The sequence below is a fragment of the Haloplanus sp. C73 genome, assembly GCF_051195115.1.
Lineage (GTDB): Archaea > Halobacteriota > Halobacteria > Halobacteriales > Haloferacaceae > Haloplanus.
In genome coordinates, this window is the sequence record NZ_JBNTJZ010000004.1 from 167,115 (window position 1) to 192,533 (window position 25,419).

General features: G+C 56.9%; 20 protein-coding genes. 11 read left to right on the forward strand and 9 right to left on the reverse strand.

From position 1 onward, the window contains the following. Positions 1–113: 113 nt before the first annotated feature. Positions 114–599, forward strand: a complete 486-nt coding sequence (locus ACQUSQ_RS09270; RefSeq protein ID WP_435068506.1) for a hypothetical protein — start codon at positions 114–116, stop codon at positions 597–599. 225 nt (positions 600–824) lie between these two features. Here the strand turns inward: ACQUSQ_RS09270 and ACQUSQ_RS09275 are convergent, their stop codons facing one another. Together ACQUSQ_RS09275 and ACQUSQ_RS09280 are read right to left on the reverse strand one after the other, a co-directional pair. Then, the gene (locus tag ACQUSQ_RS09275) at positions 825–1,706 is read right to left on the reverse strand and encodes a DUF4238 domain-containing protein (RefSeq protein ID WP_435068507.1); all 882 of its coding nucleotides are present in this window, start codon (positions 1,704–1,706) and stop codon (positions 825–827) included. 94 nt (positions 1,707–1,800) lie between these two features. After that, the gene (locus ACQUSQ_RS09280) at positions 1,801–2,112 is read right to left on the reverse strand and encodes a hypothetical protein (protein ID WP_435068509.1); all 312 of its coding nucleotides are present in this window, start codon (positions 2,110–2,112) and stop codon (positions 1,801–1,803) included. Between the two features lie 217 nt (positions 2,113–2,329). Between ACQUSQ_RS09280 and ACQUSQ_RS09285 the strand changes: the two genes are divergently transcribed. Next, positions 2,330–3,058, forward strand: a complete 729-nt coding sequence (locus tag ACQUSQ_RS09285) for a recombinase family protein (RefSeq protein ID WP_435068511.1) — start codon at positions 2,330–2,332, stop codon at positions 3,056–3,058. A gap of 90 nt (positions 3,059–3,148) precedes the next feature. Here ACQUSQ_RS09285 and ACQUSQ_RS09290 read toward each other — a convergent pair whose 3' ends face one another. From ACQUSQ_RS09290 to ACQUSQ_RS09300, 3 genes are all read right to left on the reverse strand, one after another. Next, positions 3,149–3,367, reverse strand: coding sequence for a hypothetical protein (locus ACQUSQ_RS09290; RefSeq protein WP_435068513.1), 219 nt, complete (start codon positions 3,365–3,367; stop codon positions 3,149–3,151). Positions 3,368–3,459: 92 nt separating this feature from the next. Continuing rightward, positions 3,460–3,657, reverse strand: coding sequence for a hypothetical protein (locus ACQUSQ_RS09295; protein WP_435068515.1), 198 nt, complete (start codon positions 3,655–3,657; stop codon positions 3,460–3,462). Positions 3,658–3,683: 26 nt separating this feature from the next. Then, the gene (locus ACQUSQ_RS09300; protein WP_435068517.1) at positions 3,684–4,448 is read right to left on the reverse strand and encodes a hypothetical protein; all 765 of its coding nucleotides are present in this window, start codon (positions 4,446–4,448) and stop codon (positions 3,684–3,686) included. Between the two features lie 135 nt (positions 4,449–4,583). Between ACQUSQ_RS09300 and ACQUSQ_RS09305 the strand changes: the two genes are divergently transcribed. Next, positions 4,584–5,339 (forward strand): hypothetical protein, encoded by a 756-nt coding sequence (locus tag ACQUSQ_RS09305; RefSeq protein WP_435068519.1) that lies wholly within the window; start codon positions 4,584–4,586, stop codon positions 5,337–5,339. Positions 5,340–5,358: 19 nt separating this feature from the next. Here ACQUSQ_RS09305 and ACQUSQ_RS09310 read toward each other — a convergent pair whose 3' ends face one another. Beyond that, a complete protein-coding gene (locus ACQUSQ_RS09310) occupies positions 5,359–6,768 on the reverse strand; it encodes a ParB N-terminal domain-containing protein (RefSeq protein WP_435068521.1) in 1,410 nt (469 codons plus the stop codon). Positions 6,769–6,926: 158 nt separating this feature from the next. On the opposite strand from ACQUSQ_RS09310, the gene ACQUSQ_RS09315 reads away from it, so the two are divergent. The 4 genes from ACQUSQ_RS09315 to ACQUSQ_RS09330 are packed head-to-tail and all read left to right on the forward strand — an operon-like array spanning position 6,927 to position 15,866. Continuing rightward, complete coding sequence (locus ACQUSQ_RS09315) at positions 6,927–7,769, forward strand: hypothetical protein (RefSeq protein WP_435068523.1); 843 nt, start codon at positions 6,927–6,929, stop codon at positions 7,767–7,769. Next, positions 7,766–11,449 carry a hypothetical protein gene (locus ACQUSQ_RS09320; protein ID WP_435068524.1) on the forward strand — a complete coding sequence of 1,228 codons (3,684 nt, stop codon included), beginning with the start codon at positions 7,766–7,768 and terminating at the stop codon, positions 11,447–11,449. Before ACQUSQ_RS09315 ends, ACQUSQ_RS09320 begins: the two co-directional genes overlap by 4 nt. Continuing rightward, positions 11,446–12,027 (forward strand): BREX protein BrxB domain-containing protein, encoded by a 582-nt coding sequence (locus ACQUSQ_RS09325; protein ID WP_013878505.1) that lies wholly within the window; start codon positions 11,446–11,448, stop codon positions 12,025–12,027. The genes ACQUSQ_RS09320 and ACQUSQ_RS09325 overlap by 4 nt, the downstream gene beginning before the upstream one ends. After that, complete coding sequence (locus ACQUSQ_RS09330) at positions 12,024–15,866, forward strand: hypothetical protein (protein WP_435068525.1); 3,843 nt, start codon at positions 12,024–12,026, stop codon at positions 15,864–15,866. Before ACQUSQ_RS09325 ends, ACQUSQ_RS09330 begins: the two co-directional genes overlap by 4 nt. Before the next feature lie 122 nt (positions 15,867–15,988). On the opposite strand, the gene ACQUSQ_RS09335 is transcribed toward ACQUSQ_RS09330, so the two are convergent. Continuing rightward, entirely contained in the window at positions 15,989–16,837 is an 849-nt protein-coding gene (locus tag ACQUSQ_RS09335) for a hypothetical protein (RefSeq protein WP_435068527.1), read from the reverse strand. Between the two features lie 275 nt (positions 16,838–17,112). Here ACQUSQ_RS09335 and ACQUSQ_RS09340 point away from each other — a divergent pair, with 275 nt between their 5' ends. Together ACQUSQ_RS09340 and ACQUSQ_RS09345 are read left to right on the forward strand one after the other, a co-directional pair. Further along, positions 17,113–17,712, forward strand: coding sequence for a homing endonuclease associated repeat-containing protein (locus ACQUSQ_RS09340; protein WP_435068528.1), 600 nt, complete (start codon positions 17,113–17,115; stop codon positions 17,710–17,712). 150 nt (positions 17,713–17,862) lie between these two features. Next, positions 17,863–18,906, forward strand: a complete 1,044-nt coding sequence (locus tag ACQUSQ_RS09345) for a hypothetical protein (protein ID WP_435068530.1) — start codon at positions 17,863–17,865, stop codon at positions 18,904–18,906. 2 nt (positions 18,907–18,908) lie between these two features. Here ACQUSQ_RS09345 and ACQUSQ_RS09350 read toward each other — a convergent pair whose 3' ends face one another. Together ACQUSQ_RS09350 and ACQUSQ_RS09355 are read right to left on the reverse strand one after the other, a co-directional pair. Beyond that, positions 18,909–19,919 carry a Kiwa anti-phage protein KwaB-like domain-containing protein gene (locus ACQUSQ_RS09350; RefSeq protein WP_435068532.1) on the reverse strand — a complete coding sequence of 337 codons (1,011 nt, stop codon included), beginning with the start codon at positions 19,917–19,919 and terminating at the stop codon, positions 18,909–18,911. Beyond that, positions 19,919–20,488, reverse strand: a complete 570-nt coding sequence (locus ACQUSQ_RS09355; protein ID WP_435068533.1) for a hypothetical protein — start codon at positions 20,486–20,488, stop codon at positions 19,919–19,921. Before ACQUSQ_RS09355 ends, ACQUSQ_RS09350 begins: the two co-directional genes overlap by 1 nt. A gap of 152 nt (positions 20,489–20,640) precedes the next feature. Between ACQUSQ_RS09355 and pglX the strand changes: the two genes are divergently transcribed. Then, the gene (gene pglX, locus ACQUSQ_RS09360; RefSeq protein ID WP_435068535.1) at positions 20,641–24,978 is read left to right on the forward strand and encodes a BREX-5 system adenine-specific DNA-methyltransferase PglX; all 4,338 of its coding nucleotides are present in this window, start codon (positions 20,641–20,643) and stop codon (positions 24,976–24,978) included. Between the two features lie 9 nt (positions 24,979–24,987). Next, complete coding sequence (locus ACQUSQ_RS09365) at positions 24,988–25,419, forward strand: hypothetical protein (RefSeq protein ID WP_435068537.1); 432 nt, start codon at positions 24,988–24,990, stop codon at positions 25,417–25,419.

The following is a 25,419-nucleotide window of genomic DNA, read 5'->3' on the forward strand; positions in this document are numbered from 1 at the left end:
GGGTTCAGATCGTCTAGCTCTGGTGAAACCCGCAGAAGGTGACACTTCCTGACCCGGTTACGATCAATACCGACACTATACAGAACTATTTCCCACCGTGTTCTCTGTTGGATATGGCTCGAATCGAGATAGATTCCAACACAAAGGGAGCGATCGGGGAGTCGCTTGTTCTCGGAAACAGAGCACCACCGGAACCAATAGTCGACGAGCTCTTCGGGTACCTATCTGGCCTTGAAGACGTCGGAGAAAATCCCCGACCTACGGCACGGGTACGTCGAAATGTGTACTTCAACGCCACAGGCGAGGACGGGGAGAAGATGGTCTGGAACGCAGATGGACGAATTACAATCAGTTGGGCTTCGAAAGACGCTCAACAAGAAGTTGATCATGACTTCGCGCATCACGATGAGGAAGCAGTGTTTCCGGTCGATGTGAAAACGGGCCCCCACGCAAAACTTGAGCGAAATCAGCGGGAAGTCGCACGAGTAATCGCAAGAACGCCGAATAATGTATTTCCAACCATGATCGGAGTCACCATCGATGAGCTTCCGGAAGCATTCGACGCCGATACGAGGATCTTCGGTAGAGATTTCGACTAAGGGCGTGCAACTAATACACCTTCCTCGTCGCTGAATTAGCTGCTGCCGCTTCAGGTATAACGATGCCCCCTAGAGATCGCGATACTTGAATTTGAAAAGCAGGTAAATGGGCAGTCCTACGTAACGGCTGTTCCAGCGGTAGAAGTATCGAACCAAGAGGATTTCTACACAACCAATCGTCGATCGATTACCTCATGGACTGGGTTCCGGCTCGGCGGTCAGTCCCTACTCAACATTTGTTCTCTCCGAAAGAGGCTCCGCTACCTCTGGAGACGTTTTGATCCGCCTTTCTGCCTGATCAAAGTCGTCCCGGTAAGAGTACACGAAACGATTCGACCGCTGAACTTGCAGATCACGCTGGAAGACCACATTTTCTCGATCGGTAGTGTCCGAGACTTCCGGTAGATCAGGGTACACGCTGGGTTCTACAATCAAAAGAAGCATCCACGGACTCAACGGGAAGTAGATTTGAACACCGCGATTTCTCAATCCAAGGTTCCCGTAAGGCCCGAAATCAAGCTCATTATGCCTGACCACGGGAAAATCAGAGGTGTAGTATGGCAGATCAGTTTCGTTCAGGAACAAGTGCCAGTCCAGTGCCGCCAGAATATTCGCGAAGTCGCTACTGGCGTCCTTGATCAAGTTGTTCTGCAACTCTCTCAACGATTCCTCGTCCTTCATCTCATCGAGTTCTTCCTTGAACTCTTCAGCCATGTTCTCCCGGCCTACGCTCTCCTCAATACCTTCAACCATGCCCTGCATCGACGACCTCGACCCCCGCGTTCTAACCATCTGTACCCCGAGAAACAGGGCGATTGTCATTTTCTCCTTCTTAGTAAGACAAGAGATGGATTGGTTTTCAACTACCTTGTCGTAGGGAGTGCCAACGCGTCCTTCCAGATTCTCCAGAAAATTCTCCATCTCCGGCACCAGCTCGGTCTTGCCGTCGTAGAAGAAGTCTTCAGTTGCGGTACTATCGACACCCGTTGGGAAGCTGCGTTTATTCTGCTTGTCGTAACAGTAGACGGAGTTACTGTCAGGGTTGGTTGAGAATCTCCGAAGATGAAGACGGGGGACATAGTGCTGGGAGACCTTCTCGTCTCTCATACCCTGAGGTACTCTACGCGATTATGATAAAATCCGTTATGACTACCGCGTTTCCTCTTTGCGGGGACTCTTTGATTGCCTCTGTTGAGGACTCTCAGGCCTGCTGGGGTTCGACCAACACGAGATTCTGAACTGGGAACGGATTGTTCGCTTCGTCGTATTGTTCCTCGGGGACGTAGTGCCAGAGATGATCTTCTACTCGATATAGAAAGGACTCGCTGCCTTCTGCCTCAACTCTTAGACGCTTCCCAACACTCTCATCATCCTCCCAACCGAGGACAGTAAGCGGTTCGACTGGCCACTCGAAGAACTTCAGAGAATCCCCCGGCTCCAAGCCTTCAAATGCCTCTAAATCACCCTCCCGAGGTTCCCGAGCATCGAGCGACGGGTCATGCACGATTTCCATGGAATCGTGATAGACCCCTCCTCACTTAATGATGTCATCAAGGAACTCTGCGCGCCGGCGTTTATCACTCAGAAGACATCAGTATCAAGTGCGTGTTGGGCCAGAACCGGATGATTTTCGCCCGCGAGATGTTCACACGGGCGAGAAGTCCCGGTCTTTATATCGGCTCCCTCGGTGGGCAGCCGGGTAGCCCAGCACCACCCAGAACCAGCCAAATATGCGATACCCGACCACAATCTACGCACGCGTCTCTACCCCCGAACAGGACATCGCTCAGCAGAAGGAGAAGCTGTGGAACCACGCCATCGACGAACTCGAGATCGAGCCCTCGGACATCGACGTGCTCGAAGACGAGGCCACCGGCAGTAACACAGACCGCGACGGCTACCAAGAGATGATGCATCGCGTGCGCGAGGGAGAGACCGAACGCGTCATCGTCCGATCGATTACTCGCCTCGGGCGCAACATGCGTGACCTCAACGATGCCGTTCACGAGATCGTCGAGGACAACGGCTGCGGACTCGTCGTCGTCAACGACGGCCTCCACATCGAACCAGAGACAGAGGAACTCAACCTCGAGCAGAAGGCCATCCTCTACGGTCTCTCCTTCGCAGCCGACATAGAACACGAGATGATCAAGCAGCGAACTATCGACGGCCTCCGCGCCGCTGAAGAGGCCGGGAAGCGCATCGGTCGACCGATCTACGGCTTTACCTCTGAGGACGGGAACCTCCGGCCAGACGACGAGGAGTACGAGCAAGCTGTACAGGCAATCGTGGCCAAAAAGGAGCTCGGCTGGTCAGACCGCCATATCCAACGCCAGATTGGTGTGCCGCGACGAACAGTTCCTCGAGTCGTCGAACGACGCGACATCTACCTTGGAGACCGAGGCGACGACGACCTTGCCGAGCAGGCACGTGATGATCTGGAGGCGATTGGCCAGTAACAACGGTATCTGGCCATCTATGAGCATCACTCACTGATATTCGTAACCACTGCCTGAGTCAAAAGAGGGTCGACACCCTACGCTAATGGACTACTCTTCGGAAACTATCTCGACGACTTCCAACCGAGACTTATGTCGCGTGCAGGAAGGGCACTGTTCCCGAAACACGTCGCCTTCTTTCACCGGCGGTAGTTCGTCGGCGTCGATGAGAACTGTGTCACCACAACCGGGTAGCTTCTCGGAGTTTACCTCGTCGTTGTAGTCGGGCCGTTCGGGATTTGGGTGCAGGGCTCGGATGTAGTCTGCCATGCGGTTCCCCATATCCAATCACCGTATGTAAATGTAGAACCGGAAAGGCTGCTAATTCAGGACAGAATTCTTCCTTGCCCACTCGAAAAGGTCTACAGGTCATCAACCTGCTTCCAGCTATGGAAGAACGCGCCTTTCTCCGTTACGCAGACCCGAATACGTCCGATCGGCGAGCCCTCGTACCGCTCACCGGATTCGACGTGATCGTAGGCCTGTTCGCCACACTCGGGGCACTCGTCCACGGGAGTCTTATCGATTCCCATGCTCGCCATTCCCGTACGGAAGACCATAGAGGCCGGCACACGTCCGCAGGAGATCAGTACGACTCCAGCAGGAACGTCGGTACGTCCTTCCCCAACACCTCGTCGAATCTTGCCACGACCTGCTGGCTCTCGCGTTTGATGAATGGCCCCGCGGATGTGTCGTTGTACGTCTTGAGCAACTCCTTGCATAAGCCGTAGGACAGGTACAACCCCCACGTTAGCAACTCTTCTTCCAACCCCTCACTCCACGAACCATCGTCCCACGCCCCATACAATCGAACAGGGTGCGTGCTCCGATTGCTGACATAGTTGTAGTACTGCCTCACCTCCGGCCACACCTCCTTCGCCCTGCCACGCTCGTCCCGCCACACGTCGAACAGGTCGTCCACGGCATCGAACTCGTGCAGCGCAACTTCGCGAGCGTCCGCGTCAAGACCCAACTCTTCCACTTCTTCACGGTACGCGTTGTAGATGGCCGCCGCCTCGTCTTTGTCTCGGTTCAATCCACGGACGCAAAAGTAGGTCTCGAGGAGAAACCTAACCTCCCGGTGCGCGGCGTCGTACCGATACCGCTTTACCAGCCAGTGTAGCGAGTAGAGACTGTGTAGGCCTCGGGTGAAAAACACGTCCTGATACTGGTGTCGTTCGCTGGCCTCATTCCCGTACTCCTGATCGACAGCCCGGTGAATGCGGGCCAATTCCTGCGTCGTAATTAGGAGCGTCCGGGCCATCTCGTCGTTGGGGTGATCTCCGTCAAAATCTCTCGCTGATGAGCGGAACTGTTCCTCGATCTCGCGGTACCTGTCTTCCGTGTACATTCTTGCTTCGGGTTCGTACCCATGAGTCTTGTAGCCCGCCGTCACGACATCCGCGTCCGAGGAACACTATCCGCGCTGTAAACACCCCCGAACCAACCATACATTTAATCTGAACATCTGCTCCATCTGAACGTAATGCCGGTCACACCGCTTGGAATCGCCACAGGCATCCTAATCGGCGCAGTCGGGGGTATCATCGTCCAACGCTACCGCTACCACCTCGATCGCAAACAGACTGCGGAAGAATGGTATAGAGACGCCCTCGGCCTAATCTCCCGTACAGAACGTGTCGGCCGCCGAACCACCGAATACCAACAGGAAACCGACACCGAAGCCCTCCGCTCAAAACTCGATCCTCTTTCCGAAGACCTCAGAGAACAGGCCGCCAGCGCGCCTTCCACCATTCCCCAAGAAGCACGTGATCGGCTCAAATTTCTTTCCGACATTACCACCGGACTCGTCATCGTGTCCGAGAAGGACGACGAAATGACTGGTACCGAGATGCTTGCCAACCTCCAGAAATTCGTCGGCGAATATGCCGACAGTGAGGATAAAGACCTCCCCGACATCGATCTGGTCAACGAAATCATCTCCCCTGTCAACACAGATTCTATGGCCGAAGACCTCCCCGCCGAAGGTGTGGACTTCGACGAGAAGGAACTAGAAAGCCTTCTCGTACAAGTCAGCGATGATACCCTCCAAACACAGCAAATCCAATCCATCGACGATGTGCTTAACTTCCCCTTTGAAGAGGCGAACGAACTCCTTGACGAGGTGGACATCGTAGACGAGGTGATGGACGAAGGAATGCGCGAGTACACCCGCCTCTGGTTACTTGAGGTCTCCGACGACATCTATCGCGAGATGGAAGCTCGGAGAGAACAGATCTGATCACCAGATATTTTCGACTCTATCCTTGCCTCTCGTAGACTAAGAAGTATGAGTGGTTCTTTCGGGCCCGACGTTGTTCGTACATCCTCCCTATAGTGGGTGTATCAGGTCGGACGACGACGAACAAATCCTTGGCGTGGAACCCCATCTCCTCGTAGATATTCGTCACCTCAATGTGGGTAAGACGCTGCTCGTTCCGACTGACCTCATCCTGCATTTTCGCTATGAGGAGACCATCGTCACGTAGCACACGGCGGGCTTCCTCACCAGCCGCCGCGTACATCTCAAGAACCGCATCGTGGTAGGTCGCCGACTGCTCGCCGGTCGTCCCGACGTAGCGATCCTTGATCCAGTAGTCATTGTCCGATGGTTTGTCTGGCGTTTCGTAGAATCCCTCTGCGTACGGTGGATCGAGCACGACGCAGTCGAACGACGCGTCGTCGTAGGGAAGGTCTCGACAATCGACCCCGTCTGTAGAGTCCGGTGATCGCGAGGGGTCGATGTCAGTCGCAGTCAGATCGTACTTACCTGACGGAACTTGACGCCAGAAAACGCCCTCTCCATAGGTAACGTCGGCTATCTCTGAACCCGGCTCGACGTGTAGGTCAAGTACCTCGGGGAAGACCTCGTCGTTCGTCCCCTTATGCGCCGAGAGAGTGGCGTCTTCTGCCGCGACGCGTTCTGGTTCTTCATCTTCCGAGGACAAATCCTGCTCCTCGTTTTCTGAACTTGATGTCCCGTCTTCATCTTCAGACTCGGTCTCTGCTTGAACTCGGTCGCGAACCTTCTGGTACGCACCGTAGACAGACTGCTCCTCGCGGTCGAGTTTGTCCACCTCGTGTTGAGCAACCGTGTCTCCCTCTTGGGCGGCGTCCCAGACTGTCTTCGCCATTTCGTACGTACGGCCGGAGCCGATACCGACCGTCTCGGCGACTTTGTCTCGGGTCTTCCCGAAGTCCTCGTCGGTTGAGGACGCCTCCTCGTCACCTTGTGCAGAATTTTCCACGATGTCCGTACGCGTCCCCTGTCGTCGACGCGCGCGCTCGCGCTCGATACGTTCTAATTCTTCTGCCTCTCTGAGCTTCTGACTAAACGACTTGTCCCGATTTTGGTTGTGGGCAAGAAGTCGCTCGCGTCGCTTGAGGTCGGTCTCTAAGCGCACGAAGCGGACGGGGACTTGCTCCAGTCCGACCTTCTTAGCGGCCTCAGTCCGTCGATGACCAGAGATGATGGTCGGCTGGTCAGTGTTCTCTCCTGCCTCTGGTTGGGGATCGGCGACAATTGGCTCCACAACGCCAAGGTCTTCGATGCTCGCTAGTAGTGCTTCGTCGGGGTCTGTACGATCCCCGTAGACATCATCGTTCAACGGATGAGCTTCGAGAGAATCCGGATCGAGATATTCAATCTCCGATGGCACTGCCTCAGCCATTTATCAAACAGGTGGTGATGGCCACCCAATAACTGCTTCGTCACGAACCCACATTATCCTCGAAATCCGGTGACTGCGCGCACCTGTACACAGATTCTTGATCTCCTCGATTCGTTTTTCCATATCTACTAAGTGGTGTGGATGGTTCGAGATGATATATGACTCTCCGCACCGACGGGAAGGGGGCTTCCCTACCGTCGCTCGACTCGACATTTTCTCACGACGAGGTGTCGATGGCGCTCACTAGATGCGGGCTTCTCGTGGATAGAGCAGAGACGCTCGCTCGGCTATACGCCCAGCATCGGGACTGGACGGTCGTCGAAGAGAAGTGGATCGAAGAACGATTCGACGAACGCAGTACGCGTGGAAGTTCGAAGGGAATCTACCGCGCTCTCAGTTCTCGATTCAAGACCACTGGTAGCGAGCTTCCGTCCATCGTCCAACTACCCTCCGTCCTTGACCAGTGTGAGACGGTGCGCGACAAAGCACAGGTACTGTACTTCTACTTGCTGGAGGACGATCCTCTCGTGAAGTACACCGTTCACCGGTACGTCGACTGGCTTCAGGAGTCCGGCGTCGACGGTCTGGATTTCGAGCAGGAGACGGTCGAGCGCCACCTGAACGAGTTCCACTACGACGATGGGAGCGAGTTCGACTATGCGGAATCTACGACGCGTCGATGGGGAGAAGGACTTCGGTCGGTAATGCGAGAAATCGGTGTTCTCGACACACAGCAGGCACTTCAAGGACAAATTCCTAACCTCGGAACGACGCCTCTGCTCGTTGCGTCAGGTTACTCGTGGGAAATTCACGGGGATGACTGGCTCTCCCAACCGACTGGCTGGCTCTATCTCTTCCAGCCGGAACAGTACTGGGACTCCTTGGCCGAACGTGTGAGCGACGATCCAAACTGGGAAGCGAGTGGGATTCACGGAGAGTTGAGACTCCAACCGGTCGACGGGACATACGACTGGGCCGAACCGTGGGAGGGCGAAGTATGACTGACGAGAGCTGGTTCGCTGCCGATGTCGGAAGCGATTTCGAGGAGTCCGTCCGCATCGACCGCGAGGATGACGGTCGCGATCACCGGCTGGACTCGATCGATACCTACCACGTGACGGAGGAGTCCGAGAACTTCATGTCCGACTTCTTCTCGCGCCTGCTCGGCCGTTCCGAGGATATGCGGTCGGGTGCGAACTACTGGCTCTACGGGTACTACGGGAGCGGGAAGAGCCACCTCCTCAGCGTGCTTCGTGGTCTGTTGGACAGCGAGTGGCTTCGACAGCGAGACGATGTCTGGGAGCAGCTATCCGACGGTCGTGAGCTGGACACGCTCGAGTCCACGTGGTCGTCGATCCACGATGAGTACGAGGTCATCCCGATCTCGGTGAACCTCCTGAAGCATCAGGGGCAGAAGAAACTGAGCTTCAGCGAGATCGTTCTCCGCAGTGCTCACACGTCGGAACGACTCACCGGTGCCGATGGAGGGCTCTCGTCGCAACTCGACGTCGCCTTCTTCGAGGACTGGTACCGGACGACCAACGCGTGGGACGACCGGACTGCCAACACCCAAACGGCACTCCGGAGTACGGTTGACAGCCCCGAGAAGTACGACTGGGAGGACGTTCAGCAGTACAACGCTCTCGCGGACGCCGTTCTACCCACCCTCTTTGAGCAGGAGACCGGCACGGTGGATGGTCTAGACGACCTGATGCCGTCTGATCTCGACCCGCAGGCGATGGTCGAGCGCCTCGAACAGTTACGGAGCGACCGCGAAGAGGAACTCGGCCATCCAGTCAAACTCGTACTGCTGCTCGACGAGGTCAGTCTCTTCATCGGGACGGACTTCGACCGCCTCACCGAACTGCAGACCCTCGCTGAGAGCGTCGACGAGACCGGTGACGGCGACATCCAACTAGTGGCGACGGCACAGGCCAAAATCGAGGACGTCCAGCCGCAGTTTGCGGCTCGCGGGGCCGACTTCAGTATCGTCAAGGATCGATTCCCACACCGGTTTGGCCTTCCGAGTCGGCATGTCGGCGAAATATCGACACAGCGGTTGCTCAAAAAGTCGGGAGCCGGAAAAGAGGACACAGAACGCGTCCTCGACCGAACCAGCAACGAACCCGAGACGTTACTCGTGTACTCGGGCATCGAACAGAACACCGAACCGCCGCTCGACGACATCGACCGCGAGCGCCTCATCGAGTTCTATCCGTTCCTCCCGTATCAGCCACCACTGTTCCTCGAGATCCTCTCGAACCTCCGGCAGGAAGCACACGACCCGGCGAAGTCGATCTTCTCGGGAACCGCACGGGCGATTCTGGCCCTCGTTCACGGACTCCTGCAAGAGTGGATAGAGGTTGGCGAAGAGACCAACGTCATTTCGCTGGTCGACTTCTACGACCTCATCGAACCGGAACTCGACGACATCACTCCACAGGACGTGGGGGTCATCGAGGAGATCGAGGAACAGTACGAGGCAGGCGAACTGGAGGAGATCGACGTGGACGTCGCGAAGGCCGTGTTGCTCCTCCAGCACATCCCGGACACCATTCCGATGTCCGAGCGGAATCTCGCAGTCGCCGTGTTGAGCGACCTCGACGGCCCGACTCAGTTCCAGATGGAGAATCGCGTCGAGGATTCGCTCCAACGGCTTCGGAAATTCATCCGCCCGACGCACGACGAAACCGGGCCGAAGTACGCGTTCACGCATCCGGAAGAGCGCGAGATCATCGAAGCCTCCGAGGAAAACCTCGACAACCCGGACTGGCAGTCCATCGTCGAAGCCGTGGACGGGTATCTTTGGGAGGACATCGTTCGCGATCTCTCACTCCCCACGTCGGCTGAGTACGGAGATACCGGCGAACAGTACCCTGTACGGTACGAATTCAGTATCGACGGGATCGAACTCGATACGACGGTCGACGCCGAGGACGCACTCGATGTCGAGGTCGCCGTCGAAGGAATTTCTCCCGCTGCAGCGGACATCGACTACGACGGCGATCCGCTCGAATGGACGATCGGGCAGGACGGACTCGACGATCTCCGAGATAGCCTCATCGAGTGGTGGTCGCTCAGAGATGCCGTCGGAGACCACACGCTCCCACAGTCTGTCGAGCGTGACCTCTCCGACCGCGCAGCTCGCGTCCAAAGCAAACTCGTCGAGGCTCTCAAAAGCGGGGCGTTCGACGTCAAGGATCGCGGCGATCAGATCGGAGGTATGGTCTCGGGAGTCGAAGAGTATCTCGACGTCAACTACCCCGACGACTTCCACCCCATAATGCTGCAGGTCGGCGACGAACACTTACAGGAACTCCGAGGACTCTCCGCACAAGACCCGCTCCCGACGTGGGCCCAGCAGATCGATGTCGCGACGGAAGACCCGGAAACGCACGGTGGTTCGATTCAGAACAACGTGCGCGCCTTCACCGGCCGACAGTTGAAGCAACGCGGCGGGAACCTCGCGATGGCGACGATTCTCGATGGCATCGTGAAGAAGAAGCCGATCTACGAGGACGCTCGCCCCGCGCTGTGTGCGATTATCTGGGGCCTCTGCCGAAAGGGAGACTTCCTGCCCGTTGATGAGACGGGCGACTCCCTCGAACTCGATGCCGTCATCGACCTGAACAAACTGACGACGACGCGTCTCAAGATTGCGGGGAGTGGCGGTGTACGAGGTATCCTTCGCGATGGAGGATTCATCGACTCGACAGAGACCATCCCGGACGGAATCGTCAGGCTCCAGTCCGCAAACGACACACTCGCAGGTCGACTCGGTAGTCTCGTAGAAGACGTCAGACTAGTCGCCGAGAGTGACATCCAAACGAGACCCGTCCGCGACCTCCTTGAGTCGTTTGTCGAGGAACTCGAAGCCGAGCAGCAGAGCGCAATCGACCGAAGAGAGGCCGTCAAATCACGTGACACCGACTGGGAGGACGTCGTCGAAGCAACCAACGACGCGCAGGAGTGGTACGACGACGCCGAGGAAGTGTGGAGTTTGCGCCTTCCCGCGCTCACACGCATCGACTCGCAGTTGACTCTCGCCCAGCAGTCGTACGACTGGCTGACCGAGGAGTGCGAAACAGCCAGCCAGACGCTTCGCGAGAGCATCGACAACTACGAGGGCGAATGGTGGACACACGATGGCTGGGATCGGTTCAACGACGCCCAAACCACCTCACCGGCGCTCGACGACGCGATCGAGACCGCGTGGGACTCGTTCCAAGCGGAAACCGAGTTCGACGTGTTCGTCGACGAGTTGCAGGAGCATCCGTGGATCCAGCCCGCGAGTGAGTTCGGATCGAACGTTCGGCCGGCCTTCGAGAGCGAGTACATTACACCGCTCCGCCGGGCTGCATCGTGGCACGAGGACATCTCGGACGCGGTCTCGACGGTGATCGGCGGAACAACCAACACCGAGGCTGACGACTTCATTCGAGCGACGAACACACTCCTCGACAGAGAACCCCTCGCCGTGGTTGCCGGTAGCGACATCGACGAATTACGGGATACGTTCGAGGAGCTACAGACACTCGTTGGGGATCAGTCTCCCACAGACATCACGGCGATTGGGGTTCTCCCGTCGGATCGAGAATCGCTCGACTCCGAACTGGAACGGCTCGTCGAACGCCACGACCTCAGTATCGAGCGGACTGAAACGGGGGTGATCATCCGATGACAACCAAACGTCCCTTCCACGACTTCACGGAGCGGCTCGCACAGTTTGCCGACGGACGACGCGGCATTCGAAACCCGTTCGTGATCGTCCCCGTCCAGCCGAAGTACGAGCGACGGGTCGCCGAACGCCTCACCGAGTGGGCGACGAACCCGCATCGTACCGAGGAGTTCCCGGATGACGGAACCGTCCAAGTCCTCCGGCTGGACGAACTGTTCGTCGAAACCGACGTCTTCGAACTCGCGGTCGATCTCGGTGAGAACAGCCAGCCAGCGACTATCACCGAAACGATGCAAGACCGATTAGCGGAGGAACTCGTCGCGGTTATGGTCGAGAAAATCGACGCCCCAGCCCAGCAGCGACACGTCGTTCTCCTCACGCACCTCGGGAGCCTCTACCCGTTCACGCGTGCGTCGGAACTGCTCGACGAACTCGACCGCCGCAACGTCCAGTCGACGATCGGCATTCCGTTCCCCGGAGACATCGTCGGTGGGAAACTGAGCTTCTTCGGCGAGGAATCGCGCAACTACTACCCGGCCCACCAGATCGAAGGTCGGGTTGAGGGGGTGCATCTCCAATGAGCGACACACACATTCACGACATCTTCCAGCAGTCACCGACCCGCGAACTCGAGGAAGTCCAGAAGGTCAACGCCAGAGCGCGGGCCGAAAACGACGTCCGCGAGTTCTATGAGACCGACAGCGCCCGCGACGTGCTCACCACGCTCGGGAACCTCGTCGACAAGTATCCCCACGAGGAACCGCGCTTCCTCTATATTTCTGCGACGTTCGGGTCGGGGAAGACGCACCTCCTGAAGCTCATCGGGTTCGCTGCCGACACCGAATCGGACTTGGCCGACCTCGGCGAAGAATTGGCGAACAGATGGCCGGGCTTCCAGTCGTTCCGACAGAGCGTCGCTAACTCTCACGTCGACCGGCTGAAGCCCGTCTTCCTGAACCTCCTCAACCGGGACGCGTCACAGGAACCGCCGCTCCCCTACCTCATTTACGAGGCGATCGGCCGCGAACTCGGGTATCCGACCGACCCGAATTGGCTGCTTGAGTGGGCGTGGCAGCTCGACATGAACCATGGCGACTGCTGGGAGCGACTACAGGAAGTCGAGCACGATGGACAGACGTTCGAGGACGTGTACGACGAGCGGGCGTCGCTACGGAGCTGGCTCTACGACGCCGTTCCGACACTCGATGACTCTCCGTTCGCGTCTCGGGAGGAGGTCAAACAGTCGATCGACGACGCCATCGAGGAGGTCGATCCCGACGAGTTCGACCCGGACGAACTTGTCGACCGTGTCGAAGCAGCTCAAGAGTCGCTGAGCACGCCGGAGACCGAGACGGAGTTGCTAATCGGGCTCGACGAGGTTGCGCTGTTCATCGGCGATGGTCGCCACCGCTACAGAGAGTTCCAAGAAACGATGGAAGCCCTGACGGAGCTGGGCGTAGGGCCTAACCCTCCAGTTATCGGGACTGGGCAGTATCCTATCGAACGTATCCACGGCGAGTTCGACGATACCGAAGTCACGGAGCAGCCGTGGTACGGTGCTCAAGAACCGCTCGAGGGTGCCGACACCGAGATCATCGTCCGGAAGCGGTGGCTCCAGAAGGACGCCGAGGGTGGACAGGCCGTCGAGTCCGCGCTCCGGGAGATGCCCGACCTGACGCTCGACGCGTACTCCGATATTGCCGGCGCCGACCCGGACGCAGTCGAGTCGTACCCGTTCCGCGAGTACGATCTCGGGTTGCTCCGGACGGTGATTCAGCAACTGATGCCACGGGGACGCGTGACCGAAGAAGAGTACGTGCAGGGGCGGGCGTTGCTCATCCTCGTCCGCTCGCTGTTCACGCGGTTCGAGTGGGGAGACAAGCAGGTCGGAGCACTCGTCACGTGGGACGAGTTGTACGACCTGCTGGTGGAAGAGACGACGTACATCCCGCTATGGGTGCAGGAGATGGTCGAGAACAAGCTCGTCCCCTCGGCTGGCGGCGACGAAGGCGCGTTCTCCGTCCGCGTTGCGAAGGCGCTGTATCTGTTGAATCAGGTGCGTTCCGAGGTACCGTCGACGCCGGCGAACCTCGCCCGGCTGATGGTCAAGTCGACTGACGAGTCGTTCGAATCCGTCCGGGGAGATGTCGAATCGGCACTCTCCGAACTTCTCGAGGATCGGAAGGTACTGACGGAGACGAACGACCGCGGCGACGAGGAGTACCTGCTGGTCTCCGAAGAGCAAGAGGACATCCTGACGCGAGCGAAGACTCGGGCACAGCAGATTCCGTCGCATCGACTTTCAGCCAAGTTGGAGAACTCGATTCGGGAGGGAAGCAACCTCCTGCTCTCTGAGGGCAGTCGACACGAGGTGGATCTCGAGGGTGAGCGCAAAGTCCCGCTCCGTTTCGGCTACTCTGTTCTCGACCCTATCGAGCAAGCACCGACGCCGGAGTTTGACGCCGTTCGTGTGCGGCTGGTCGCGGGGCGCGACGATGAGGTTAGCGATCAGGTTGATGCATGGCAGTCGACGAACGAGGGGCGGGATGGGGGCGAGCACGTCCTCGTCGCCGTCGAGCTACAGGGATCGACGATCGACCGCCTTCGGGACGTGATGGGCATGCAGGAGGTGCTGTCAGAGGAGACGGAAACGTATCCTGACTTGGAGTCCGACCACCGCGACGAACAGCGTGCGCTCGAGTCGATGATTCGCGAGCAACTCGAGGAAGCGGACGTCTACGTCCGAACAGGTGGGACGAGAGGGCGATACGGGGACGTGTTCGAGCAAGTCGTGGAAACGCAAGTACGGTCTGTGTTCAGCGGGACGCGCTTCGTCCTGACCAACGGAATCACGGAAGTTGAGGACGCCAAGCAGATGGCGCGGTTCTTCCGCGGCGTCGACGACTGGCCGCTCTCGAGCGAGGACGCCGTCACGCTCGGTGTGGATACCGACCGCGCCGAACTCGCCGACGGCTGGTGTCAGGAATTCCTCGACGAGTACGAGGACACCCAGTCGCTTCGTGCTGAGGATTTGCTTACCCAGACTGTCCAGCGCGGAGGCACGTATCGCGGGACACCGCAGGAATCGATCTCGGCACTGTTGATCACGCTCGCAACGGCCAACGAAATCGCGCTGCGCCGTGACGACGAGTACATTACCGAACCGGACGAGATCGGGCGAGCGGTCAGAAACAAAACGAACCTGACCGACGTACAGATTCGGTTCGAGTCACTGGACGGAATCGATCCCGACCAGATTCGGGAGACCGTCGAGACGCTAATCGGTAAGGAGCCGGACGGAACCGACCCCGACGCGTGGCTCTCGGAGTTGGCTACATGGGTTGACGAGAACAGCGTGCTGGTGAAACGCGTCTTGCGAGGCGTCAGCAGAGAGTTCGGCGAAGGCGCTTCGCTGGACGAACTCGAGACGGCTCTCCAGCCCGCACTCGGGGGCGAATCTCTCGAAACAGACGACTTTGCGTCCGACGAGATTGCACGGCAGTCAGAGCGATTCGCTCGGGCAAGAGGTCTCTTCCGCTCGGTCGAGGATGGCGACAACCTCTGGAAGGAGTTCAGCCAGCGAACGACGGAGATGCAACGGCTCTACCCCGGTGCGGACGTCACCGGGGAGATGCAAGCCATCGTCGGCGGGGATGAAGTGCCTGATGCCGACCGACTCCGAGCAACGATCGACGAAGCTGACGCTCACAGACGAACCGCCGTCCGCCAGCAGTACGAACGCATCACAGGAGAGTCGCCGTCGGACGAGGAACCCGAGAGCGTGGTCTCCAGTCTCGCGACGTGGCTCTACGCTCACGATGGGAGCAGCAAGGAAACTGCCGACCGCGTCGCCGTCGAATTCGACGGTGTAACCATCGACGACCTCTACGAACTCTTCGAGACGGCGTGGAACGGTGATTCGTTCTCGGAGGAAGACCTCGTCGACCCGACGGTCGTTCAGCAAGCTAAGCGGTACGAACGGGCACGGCGACTCCTCGAAGCATCCGGTAGCGAGGCCTCGCTCTGGTCGCAGCTTCGGGAGGCATCGGAACGACTGGAGGAAGAACACCCGAACCACCCAGTTACGACCGATGTGAACGAGATGCTCAGTCGGTCACAGCCGCCGGGGGTCGACGAGGTTGAACAGCTCCTTGACGAGGCAGAGAACCCCTTCGAAGTCGACGAACGACTCGAAGAACTCGCCAACGACCTGCAGTCTGAGTATCCCGACCACGATCTCACCCGAGAGGTCGTCGAGGCAGTCGAGGGTACCAGCCCACCAAGTGAGGAACACGTGGGCGAATTGATCGAAGACGCCGAGCAGTTGCTCGACGGTGTTGACAAGCAGTTTCGGCGGATTCGAGAGACGATGGATGAACTACCGGATGGCTCTGTAATGATGATCGAACCGCTCGACTGACGGTCTGGTGTTGCAAAACACCGAACTCATTTATGTTCGATTCGTAATTACGCAACATAGAGACGCTATCACGGTTGAAACGACGTACTTGTTCGAAACTGCTCTATGAGAATCGGGTTGGCCTATCGTGTATCGAGATAATCCGGCGGATCATCGCGGAACTCCCTTAGCCACCGAAGTGCGGCCTCTGTTTCGGTGAATTCCTCCTCGTGAGTCCCTGCACCATCGCGCCATTCATCGTCAATACGATACCGGTGGCTTACAGTCAGAATCATCGTGTCGGGGTGATCTGATCCCCCTACGCGTTTGAGGTACCAGTCAGGCTCGTAACGCCGAAATACGGTCACATCATCTGTTTCCTCCTCAACTCGCGTTAGAAGTCGGTCGAGGGCTTTACTCCGGGACGCTCTCGCGAGGTGTGCCGTGATGCTCGTAGCGATCCGCTCGCCATGAGCGTACCTTTCGAGATTGAACTCCTCGTCAACGGGGTTCTCCACGTCGCGAAGGTGCTCTAACAGCTCCGAATCGAGGTCGCGGATCCATCTCTCGACGTCGCCCACATCAGCACCCACCTCGATCAAGACCTCGAACGAGGAGTCATCACGAGCAGCAAACAGGAGTCTCTCGTTCAGTCCGAGAGCACCGCGAGAGATCAACGTATCTCCAAATACCTGTATGACCGGAATATCCGACTCTCGTAGCTGGCGCTGCAGACGAACGATGTCGTATGAAGGTGCTTCTTCGACAAGTTCCACGCTGATCGAAGCTAAGGCCTGTCTCGAATAGAACTCGCCCAGTCGCGGATAGGATGCTCTCGTTCGGACGCGGATGTCGACTTCGCTGATAGTGCGCAAGTCTTCAGTATCAGGTAGATGGGTGGCCACTTCGTTGTTCAACTTGGCCTCGCTTCGATAGATGGCTGCTTTCGCTGAAGTCCACATCTGAGTGATCAAGCCAAAAATCTCCTTCATTCTCAGCTACTCCCAGCTGAAAGTTGTTAAATCGCGGTGAACGTCTATCTCCGTGATCAATCGCTAAACAGGTTACAAAACGCACCTTCGGTGTTTGTTCGAGCTTGTCCAAAATCAGCTAACACTGGGTAACCAGCGACCAACTTTCGAAACCAAAGTAATGAATTGAGAGAGTGCCAATTTGGGTACAGTATGGGAGAGGACAGAAGAGAGGATCTGCTTGATGCCCTTCATCGACTCGCAGAGGAACTCGGTGAAACACGACGACTACGGAAATGAATGACCGGGGAGAGTATTGGGCATCGCAATACCAAAATGAATTCGGGGGGTGGAATGAGGCTCTTCGGGAGGCCGGGTTCGAGCCGAATCAGGTGTGGAAAGTGCCAACGGATGATTTATTGAACGAGATCCGGCGGCTGGCAAGGGAGTTGAATCGAACGCCGAAGAAAGAACAGATGGATGATCGGGGTGAGTATTACGGTCGAAGTTATTTGAAGCGGTTTGGGAGTTGGAACGAGGCGGTTCGTCAAGCGGGGCTGGAGCCGAACCAGCGGATTTCACAGTCTGCGTTCCGAGAGCGTCCTGACGCATGCCGGTTGTGTGGTGATTCTCCTGACGCTGGGTTAGATTTTCATCATTGGCGGTATGGTGAGAACAAAGCCGGGTGTTATCTCTGTCGTGCGTGTCACGATGATATTCATGCTGGCGGTGCACGACCAGATAATGATCCCGGGTGGTTGATGGGTGCTGTCGAGAATTTAATTCGGTGTCATGCGAAACATTCTGAGGAGACGAGTGTGCAGGCAATCACTACTCGGTACAATATTCCCTCTGAGGGGCTCGTAGCGTCTGCGATGTCGAATGTAGAGGTGTGATTGAAGCTCTGGGTGATGAGTACGAGGCCTGTACTTCCCGAATAGTCTCCCAATCTTGTTAGTAGATGAGGGTTTCAATACGGCCTGCAGCTCTTCATTTACTGGTGGCTCCAAAAGATTATCATGCATCTGTAACTCTATCTCGACATCATGCTCAGAGTCGGGGACAAGGAAGACGTTTCCACGTTAGAAACGGTTTCCCTGAAGGACGAGGGGTTTCGTGAGGATGACCTCCGGGAGTGGATCATCAATAGTCCCGAGAGCATCCTCGGAGAGGACTTTCGACTTGTTGGACGGGAGGTCTCTGTAAAGCAGATTGGCGATGGGATCGACCTTCTCGCTATCGACCGAGACGCTAACGTGGTCGCCATCGAACTCAAACGAGGCGCGCTGAAGCCGAAGGTTGATTTTCAGGGTCTCAAGTATGCCGCCTACACCTCGCACTGGGATTACTCCAAACTCCGCGATCAGTTCGAGAAGTTCAAGTCCACGACGTGGGGTCGGACACTCTACGAAGAGGAAACCACGTTTACCGAGGTGCTTGACGAATTCTGTAACGAAGATTACACGCTCAATCAGGATCAGCGAATCGTCTTCGTCGGTGAGTCCGTCCGGGAGCGGCTGGACATCGTACTCCGGTGGCTCAGCGACAGGTCGATCGACATCTCCGTCATCGAGTTCCAGCTCCTCAAGGACGGCGACCGACTGTATCTCGATGCGGAGCAAACGATCCCGACGCCGGAGCATACCGTGACGGACGTGAGTCCAGACACCTCTGATGAGCCGTGGAAGGAGGACGGGCAGAGTTGGCACCTCAACGAGCGTTCCAACGAGGAAACAGCCGACCTGCTGGAAGACGTCACAGCTGCGCTGCAGGAGCTGGAGTTCCTCAACGGGCCGGAATGGGGGCAGAAGCACTACGTCGCGTTCAACAAGGGGCGAAAGCGACGCATCGCGATCCGGACGAAGCGGACGCTGTTCCACATCGACCTGTACGACGTCGATACGGCGTCGCTAGACGCTGCGGGGATCGCGGATGCTCTCGGAATCGATGCTGAGTCGGTTGCAGTCAAGGAGGATATGCGGGGAAGCGGCCGAAGCGGAGTAAGAATCACCTGTAAGCCGGATCAGGAGATCGATTTTGATGCGCTTGAATCACAGGCTCGGGAGATACTCGGCGAAACTACTGGGTGAGCCTATCCAGCATCTTGCTTTGAGAGCGAGATGTACTGCTCATTCGTAAGCGGCGAGTCGAGGTGATCGTCGTTGAAGAAGCGGAGAACAGCCCACACATCCCGCTTGTCGTCCATTCTAATGGACATCTCTCCGTCACCGTTCTCCTCGAATTTCACGTCGGTATCGAAATTATCGCGGATATACGTCGCATCGTCTAAGTCCATATCTTCGTAGACGCCCCGCTCGTGGACTTTGTACATCAGTCTCAGCACACGGTTGTTCCCATACACGGCATCCTTGAACATCTCAAAGTCGTGGAAGGGGATGTCCGTTTCCTCGATTCGGTCTATGACGTTATCCGCACACCGCTCATACTCCGCGAGATAGTCGAAAATCTTTTCGAACCGGGACTGATCGAAGATGTACATCTGTCCATCGTAGTAGATGGAATCGACGCGGTCGGGGATCGAGATTAACGAGTCGTCCACCTTCCGGTGTTTCTCGCTTCCGACCATCATACGAGCACGGGACGTTCGACCCATAATCTGGCGTCGGCTGTAGTTTAGAAAGGCAATCGCCATCTGGTCGTTGTCGGCATCTCGAATACGGATCGCTTGGAACTCGGGTTTCGGGGGCTCCGTATAGGTCGTGTGACTAAACCGCTCCCCCTCCAGCAGACGTTCGAAGTTCTCGAACTGAGGGATGTTCTCCGTGGGTTCGTACTGAACGAAGGTCTGGTCGCGATCGCGGTTTTCGATGCCGTAATCCGAGAATCGAATGTTGTCGCTTTCGAGCGCAGATTGCTTGTGTTCGACCTTATCACGCACCAAATTCTCCAAATCCTCGGGGAGTTCCTGATCCAACGAGATGCGCTCGAAGGAGTAGTCGTAGTCTTCGGCGCTCTTCTCGTCCAGACGAGCCAGTAGCAGGTCGATCCCAAGTTCGGTGGTGTCGACGTCCTCGATCCGCTGGAGGAAGGCGACCAGCTCGTCGAAGTGGTCTCGAGCGTCACCCCGGCTCGCTGAACTCATTATCTTGTGGTGATATAGACATCACTACTTATTCTTGCTGTATTGAGTGTCATATCATTCCCATCGAGTTGCTGTTTGGTGAGGAGGATTCGTCTGTCGTGCTCAGTTTCGATTTCGTAGACACGATAGCGGAAGCCGATCAGAACCGGATTGACGAACAAGCGGTTAGAGCGGATCACGATCGCGGCGACGGTGAGAAATAGAACGAGAAACGCCGCTACATCGTATATATTCGAGAATTCGAACACGATGAACGGGAAGATGTAGACCAAGAGGTACTCCGTGAACATATCTGACCGATTTCGATAGTGCTCGATTTCGCTCAGCTGGCCCTGCCTCGTGCGATTCATCCGTATCATCAGAGCCAAGAAGACGACACTAACCACGGTGAGAATCGAAAAACCGAGCGAAAGATAGGACAACTTGACTGGCCCGAGTCCGACGGGCTCCAGTTGGTATCCGAAAACCGAGTGGGTCGAATCGTGGGCGCGGAGGGCGACGATAGCGAAGAGCGGGCTATAGGAACTCAAGAACAGGACGATCTTCGCCCAACTCGGAATACGCCCCATTAGGTTCGCTATGTTCTATTCGGAGGTCAAAGTCAGTTTTGTATCCACTTTCCGGAGAACATCACGGGTGCTGACCCGGCCGCCGTCCGAGAGTATATGGACAATCTTCAAGACACCTTAATGACTCTGCTTGAAACATCACTGAGTTTCGCATGGACGGACAATCTACCCAACCCCGCAAGGCCCAGCTCGACAAGGAAGAGCGTGAGCATCTCGAGGACATTGTCACCGAGATGCGCGACCGCGTCGAGGCGAACGTTCGCTACCAGCTCGAGGATGAGTACGACCTCGACGAGAAGCCGGACGACGACGCGTCCCTGAGCGAGGAGCAGGAAGACCTTGTCGAAGCCATCGAACTCGAAGCCGTCGACGGGAACGATTGGGACGACGGCTACGAGCAGTACATTACGGGCGTTGGCTACACGATCGTCAATCGGCTGGCCGCACTCCGTTGCATGGAGGTTCGGGACTTCATCGACGGCGAGGTCACAGCCTTCCGTGATGACGGGCTCACGCCGGCCGCCGACCGGCTAGTCACCGAGGAGTTCATGCTGGAAGAGGAGGCCGTTCTCGAAGCCTACCGGAACGCGTGCGATGACCTCGCCGAGGAGATCGACATTCTCTTCGACCGCTCGACCGCCTACAGCCAGATCGATCCCGACGACGACACCTACGAAGACCTCTGTGGGATGCTCGATGAGGTATCTGACGAGGTCTGGCGGGCCGACGACGTACTGGGCTGGGTCTACGAGTACTACAACGTTAAGCTCCTCGACGATCTTCGACGGAAGGGTGACCGCGAAGGGTTAGAGCCCGAAGATGTGCCGGCGGCGAACCAGTTCTACACCCCGCACTGGGTCGTGCGGATGCTCACAGACAACTCACTCGGTAAACTCTATCTCGAAGATCGAGGTGAGCTCCAGAATACCGTCGAGCGACAGGACTTGATGTCGGCCGACGAACGCAAGAATCGCCCACTCTCTCCCGACGAATCTCCGGATATTGCGGACTTCTGTACCTATCTCGTGCCCTCCGAGGAGGAGGGCGAGCCGCCGGCGTTCGACGGCCCCCGTGACATCCGCGTCATCGACCCGGCCTGTGGGAGCGGGCACTTCCTGCTGTATGCGTTCGACGTGCTGGAACGCATCTATCGGGCCGAGACCGACCTCGACCACGCCGAGATCCCCCGAGAAATCCTGCGGAACAACCTCTACGGCGTCGACCTCGACATGCGAGCCTGCCAGCTCGCCGCGTTCAACCTCTATCTGAAGGGACGGACGCGTGCCGAGGCCGAGGGTGCGAACGGTTTCGACATGCCGGAGGTCGGAATCGTCTGCGCCGACGCGAAGGTGGCCGACATCGAGGGCGTCGAGGAGGTGTTCGACGAGGTGGCAGATGGAAAGTCCGACGTAGAGGACGCTCTCCGTCGCATCCTTGACGCGTTCGAAGAAGTCCATGGACTCGGGAGTCTGCTCGACGTCCGTGGGACGCTCGGTGACCTGTTCGAGGACGACAGCGAGCAAGCGGGTGTTCAGATCACTCTCGGTGACGACCCGCGCGAGGATCACACGCTCGGGCAGATTCTCCACAGTCTGCGTGATGCAGTCGACCAGCACCGGGAGGAGGACTCGTTCTTGGCGCAGGACTTGCGCAGCTTCGTCCGGCTGCTGGACGTGCTGTCGCAGGACTACGATGTGGCGTTGATGAATCCACCATATGGCTCGAAGAATCGAATGCCAGACATCGTTCAAGATTATATCGAAGACCACTATCGCTATTCTCCGGAGTTCTATATCAACTTCTTCGAGGTCTGCGACTCACTCACGAAGTCGGGGGGAAGAACTGGGATGCTAGTCCCTCGGACGTTCATGTATAAGCACACGTTTGAGGACTTCAGAGAGGAGTTCATCGGGGAGAGAGGTAATTTCGACTTTCTGTCAGAGTTTGGTATTGGAATACTTGATAACGCAACTGTTCGGACAGTCGGAACAGTTGTTCGCTCTGGGACTGAGCCGAATTCCTCGGGGACATTCATCCGCTTACATGACGTTGATACACCGGAGAAGGAGTCCGTCTACCTTGATGTACTCTCTAATGAAGGGACAGATGTTGATCGTTTCTTTGAGGTTCAGCTAAGCGAATTCGAACACATACCAAGAACACCGATTTGTTACTCTGTCCCGGGGCGGATACGAGATCTACATGATAATGAGGTGAAACTGGACGCAGAACGGGCAGGTACAGACGACGAGTCCATCTGTGATGCCTTACAGGGATTGGCGACTGCGGATGACGACCGATTCGTGAGGAAGCACTGGGAAGTTGACGATTATACCACCTTCAAGCCAATTGCAAAGGGTGGCTCTGAGGCTTGGGTAGTTCCACAGGTCACTGAGACGGCAGAGTGGAAAAATAGCGGAGAGATACTTCGGCGCTCCAGCAAACAAATCCGGACACGTAACGAGGAGAAGTATGGAAAGGAGGGGTTGACATGGACGTATATTAAGGAGAAGGGGCGTCGATTTGGCTACTATCCCCCGGGAGGCTTGTTTAGCCACACGGGGTTTATGTTAATTCCTAAAGACGATAGATCTCTATGGACATTGATGGCGGTCATTAATTCTGACTTGTATCACAATCTATTTTTATCGATAACGGTGGGCCGGCACTGGAATTCGGGAGAAGTGGGATGTATTCCTTGGATTCAGAAGCTGGAGGATGTTTCCGAGCTTGAATCACTCGCAAAGGAACAGTATCAGACAAAGTTACTTCAACAGGTAAGCAACCCTGTGAGCCCGTACTATAGCGGCCCCTCACTCCTCCCTAAGGAATCACGGTTCGACTTCTTCTACAATCACCCTCACACACACAAGATTGAAGAGCAGATTGAATTTAATCTTGATTTGGGTATAGAGCCGCCAACGCCAAGCCAGAAAATTTCATCGCAAGCCCGAAAAACACGGCTTACAGAACTGAAGCAGGAACAGCTTCTTGAAGATGTTTTTGAGGAAATAAACGACAACCTCTACGAAGCCCTTAGTATTCCTAAGGAAACCTCGGAGAAAATTCGTACAGAAATTTTCCTTCGAACAGCCGAAAATCAGGAAGACCGCGAAGTTCCCGACTCCGAATCCGTTCCCGAAGTCCCCGACAACCTCGACGAGCAGGTCAAAGATCTCGTCCATCACTTCGCGATGGAGGCCGTCCGCGAGGAACCTGACGGCATCATCCCGCTCGATGGCACGGACGAGCAGGCCGACATGCTCGACCGCATCGTCGAGCGATTTGAGGACGTATACGGCGAGCACGCCGAAGACCGTCTCGTCGAGGTTGACGATATTATCGGGGCCGAGTCCGCCGCCGACGAGGCGTACCCCAACCTCCGGTCGTTCATCAAAGACGACCTCTTCACGTACCATGTCGACACGATGGAGAACACACCCATCGTCTGGAAGCTCAGCACGAAGCGGCTCCTAGCCGACGCAAAAGGCGAGGGCTTCGCGTGCTTCGTCGACTACAACCAACTCGACGCCAGCCTATTCGACCGCCTGAGCAACCAGTACCTCGAACCTCGGAAGGCCGAACTACGCGACCGTCGGTCGGCAGCGAACCAGCGTCGAAACGACGAATCCCTCTCTACGAATGAACGTGCTAATGCGACTGACGAGTTCGAGTTCTGTTCGAGCGCGCTCGAACAGATCGCCGAACTCGAAGAGGTGATGCAGGAACTCGGCTCCACCAGCGAGCGCGAGTTCGACGACGACGATCGAGAGCGCCTCCGCGAGCTTGCCCCCAAAGTCGCCGCGTTCCGTGAAGAGACTGCAGAGCGCATCGAAACGCTCGAACGACTCCGCGAGATGAACGGCAATGAGTGGTTCCAAGACACCTTCTCCGATAATTTCTGGAACGCCGTCGACGAGTGGCGTGACGAGTGGGTGGACGCTCTTGAGGAACTGGAACACGCCTGCGAGGAGTACGCCAAACCCAGCGACGAGCCCGTCGAAGCCCATCTCGCCGACCTCTTCGACTACTTCAACTGGCGGCTCAAGGGCTCGGATCATTACTCCAGTACGGGCATCCTCTTCATGACCTACTACTTCGAGCGCGAGGGGAGCGACCTCCTCAACGACGAGGGGGAGCCCTTCGATAATCTCACCGATGACGAGAAACGGCTCGCCTCGCTCGCAATGGGCATCGACGACGCATCCATCCTTGACGAAGGGTACCTCCAGCAGATTGCGGACGATGAAGACGTCGAGGCCGTGGACGAGTTGCCACCGCTAGCGGAGTTCAAGGCGCTCGCCGAGGAGATCAACGATCGTTGCCAGTCGGTCTACAAGCAGATTCCTTCGGACTGGGAGGATCGTGCCCTTTCGGAAGTCACGACTGCCGGCTACCAGCCCAATCACAAACATGGCGTCGCGATCAACATTACACCGCTCGCGGAGAAGGACATCGTCCCAGAAGTCGTTGAGGACAAAGTGCTGTAAGTAAAAACGATGAGCAGCGAAGTCGAATTCCCGGTCGGGAAAGCGATTCTTTCGATGCTCTTCGGAGCATCGCTATTCCCGATTTCCTATCCGGTCTCGTACTTTTTTGGATACCTCGGCATACTGAGTTGGGACTCCGTCGTGATGTGGGGATTTCTTGGCCCGATGTTCTTCATCGGCATTCCAGTCGTGCTGTATGATTTCCCCGAGCGGTTTGCGGAGCGGCTGACTGGTTATTGGCTAATCGTAGCCAGCATCGGGTGGGTTACACTCATCATTACAATGCAGTTTTTCAATTCGGACGTTCCAGAGTCACGCATGAATGTCTACGCTATGGGGGCGACATTGCTCGTTGTTGTTTCAACTATCTCGATAGCAGCCTACCTTGACTACACCAACGCACCGGTAGACGAGTATCTCGACGGTCACCTCACCAACTGA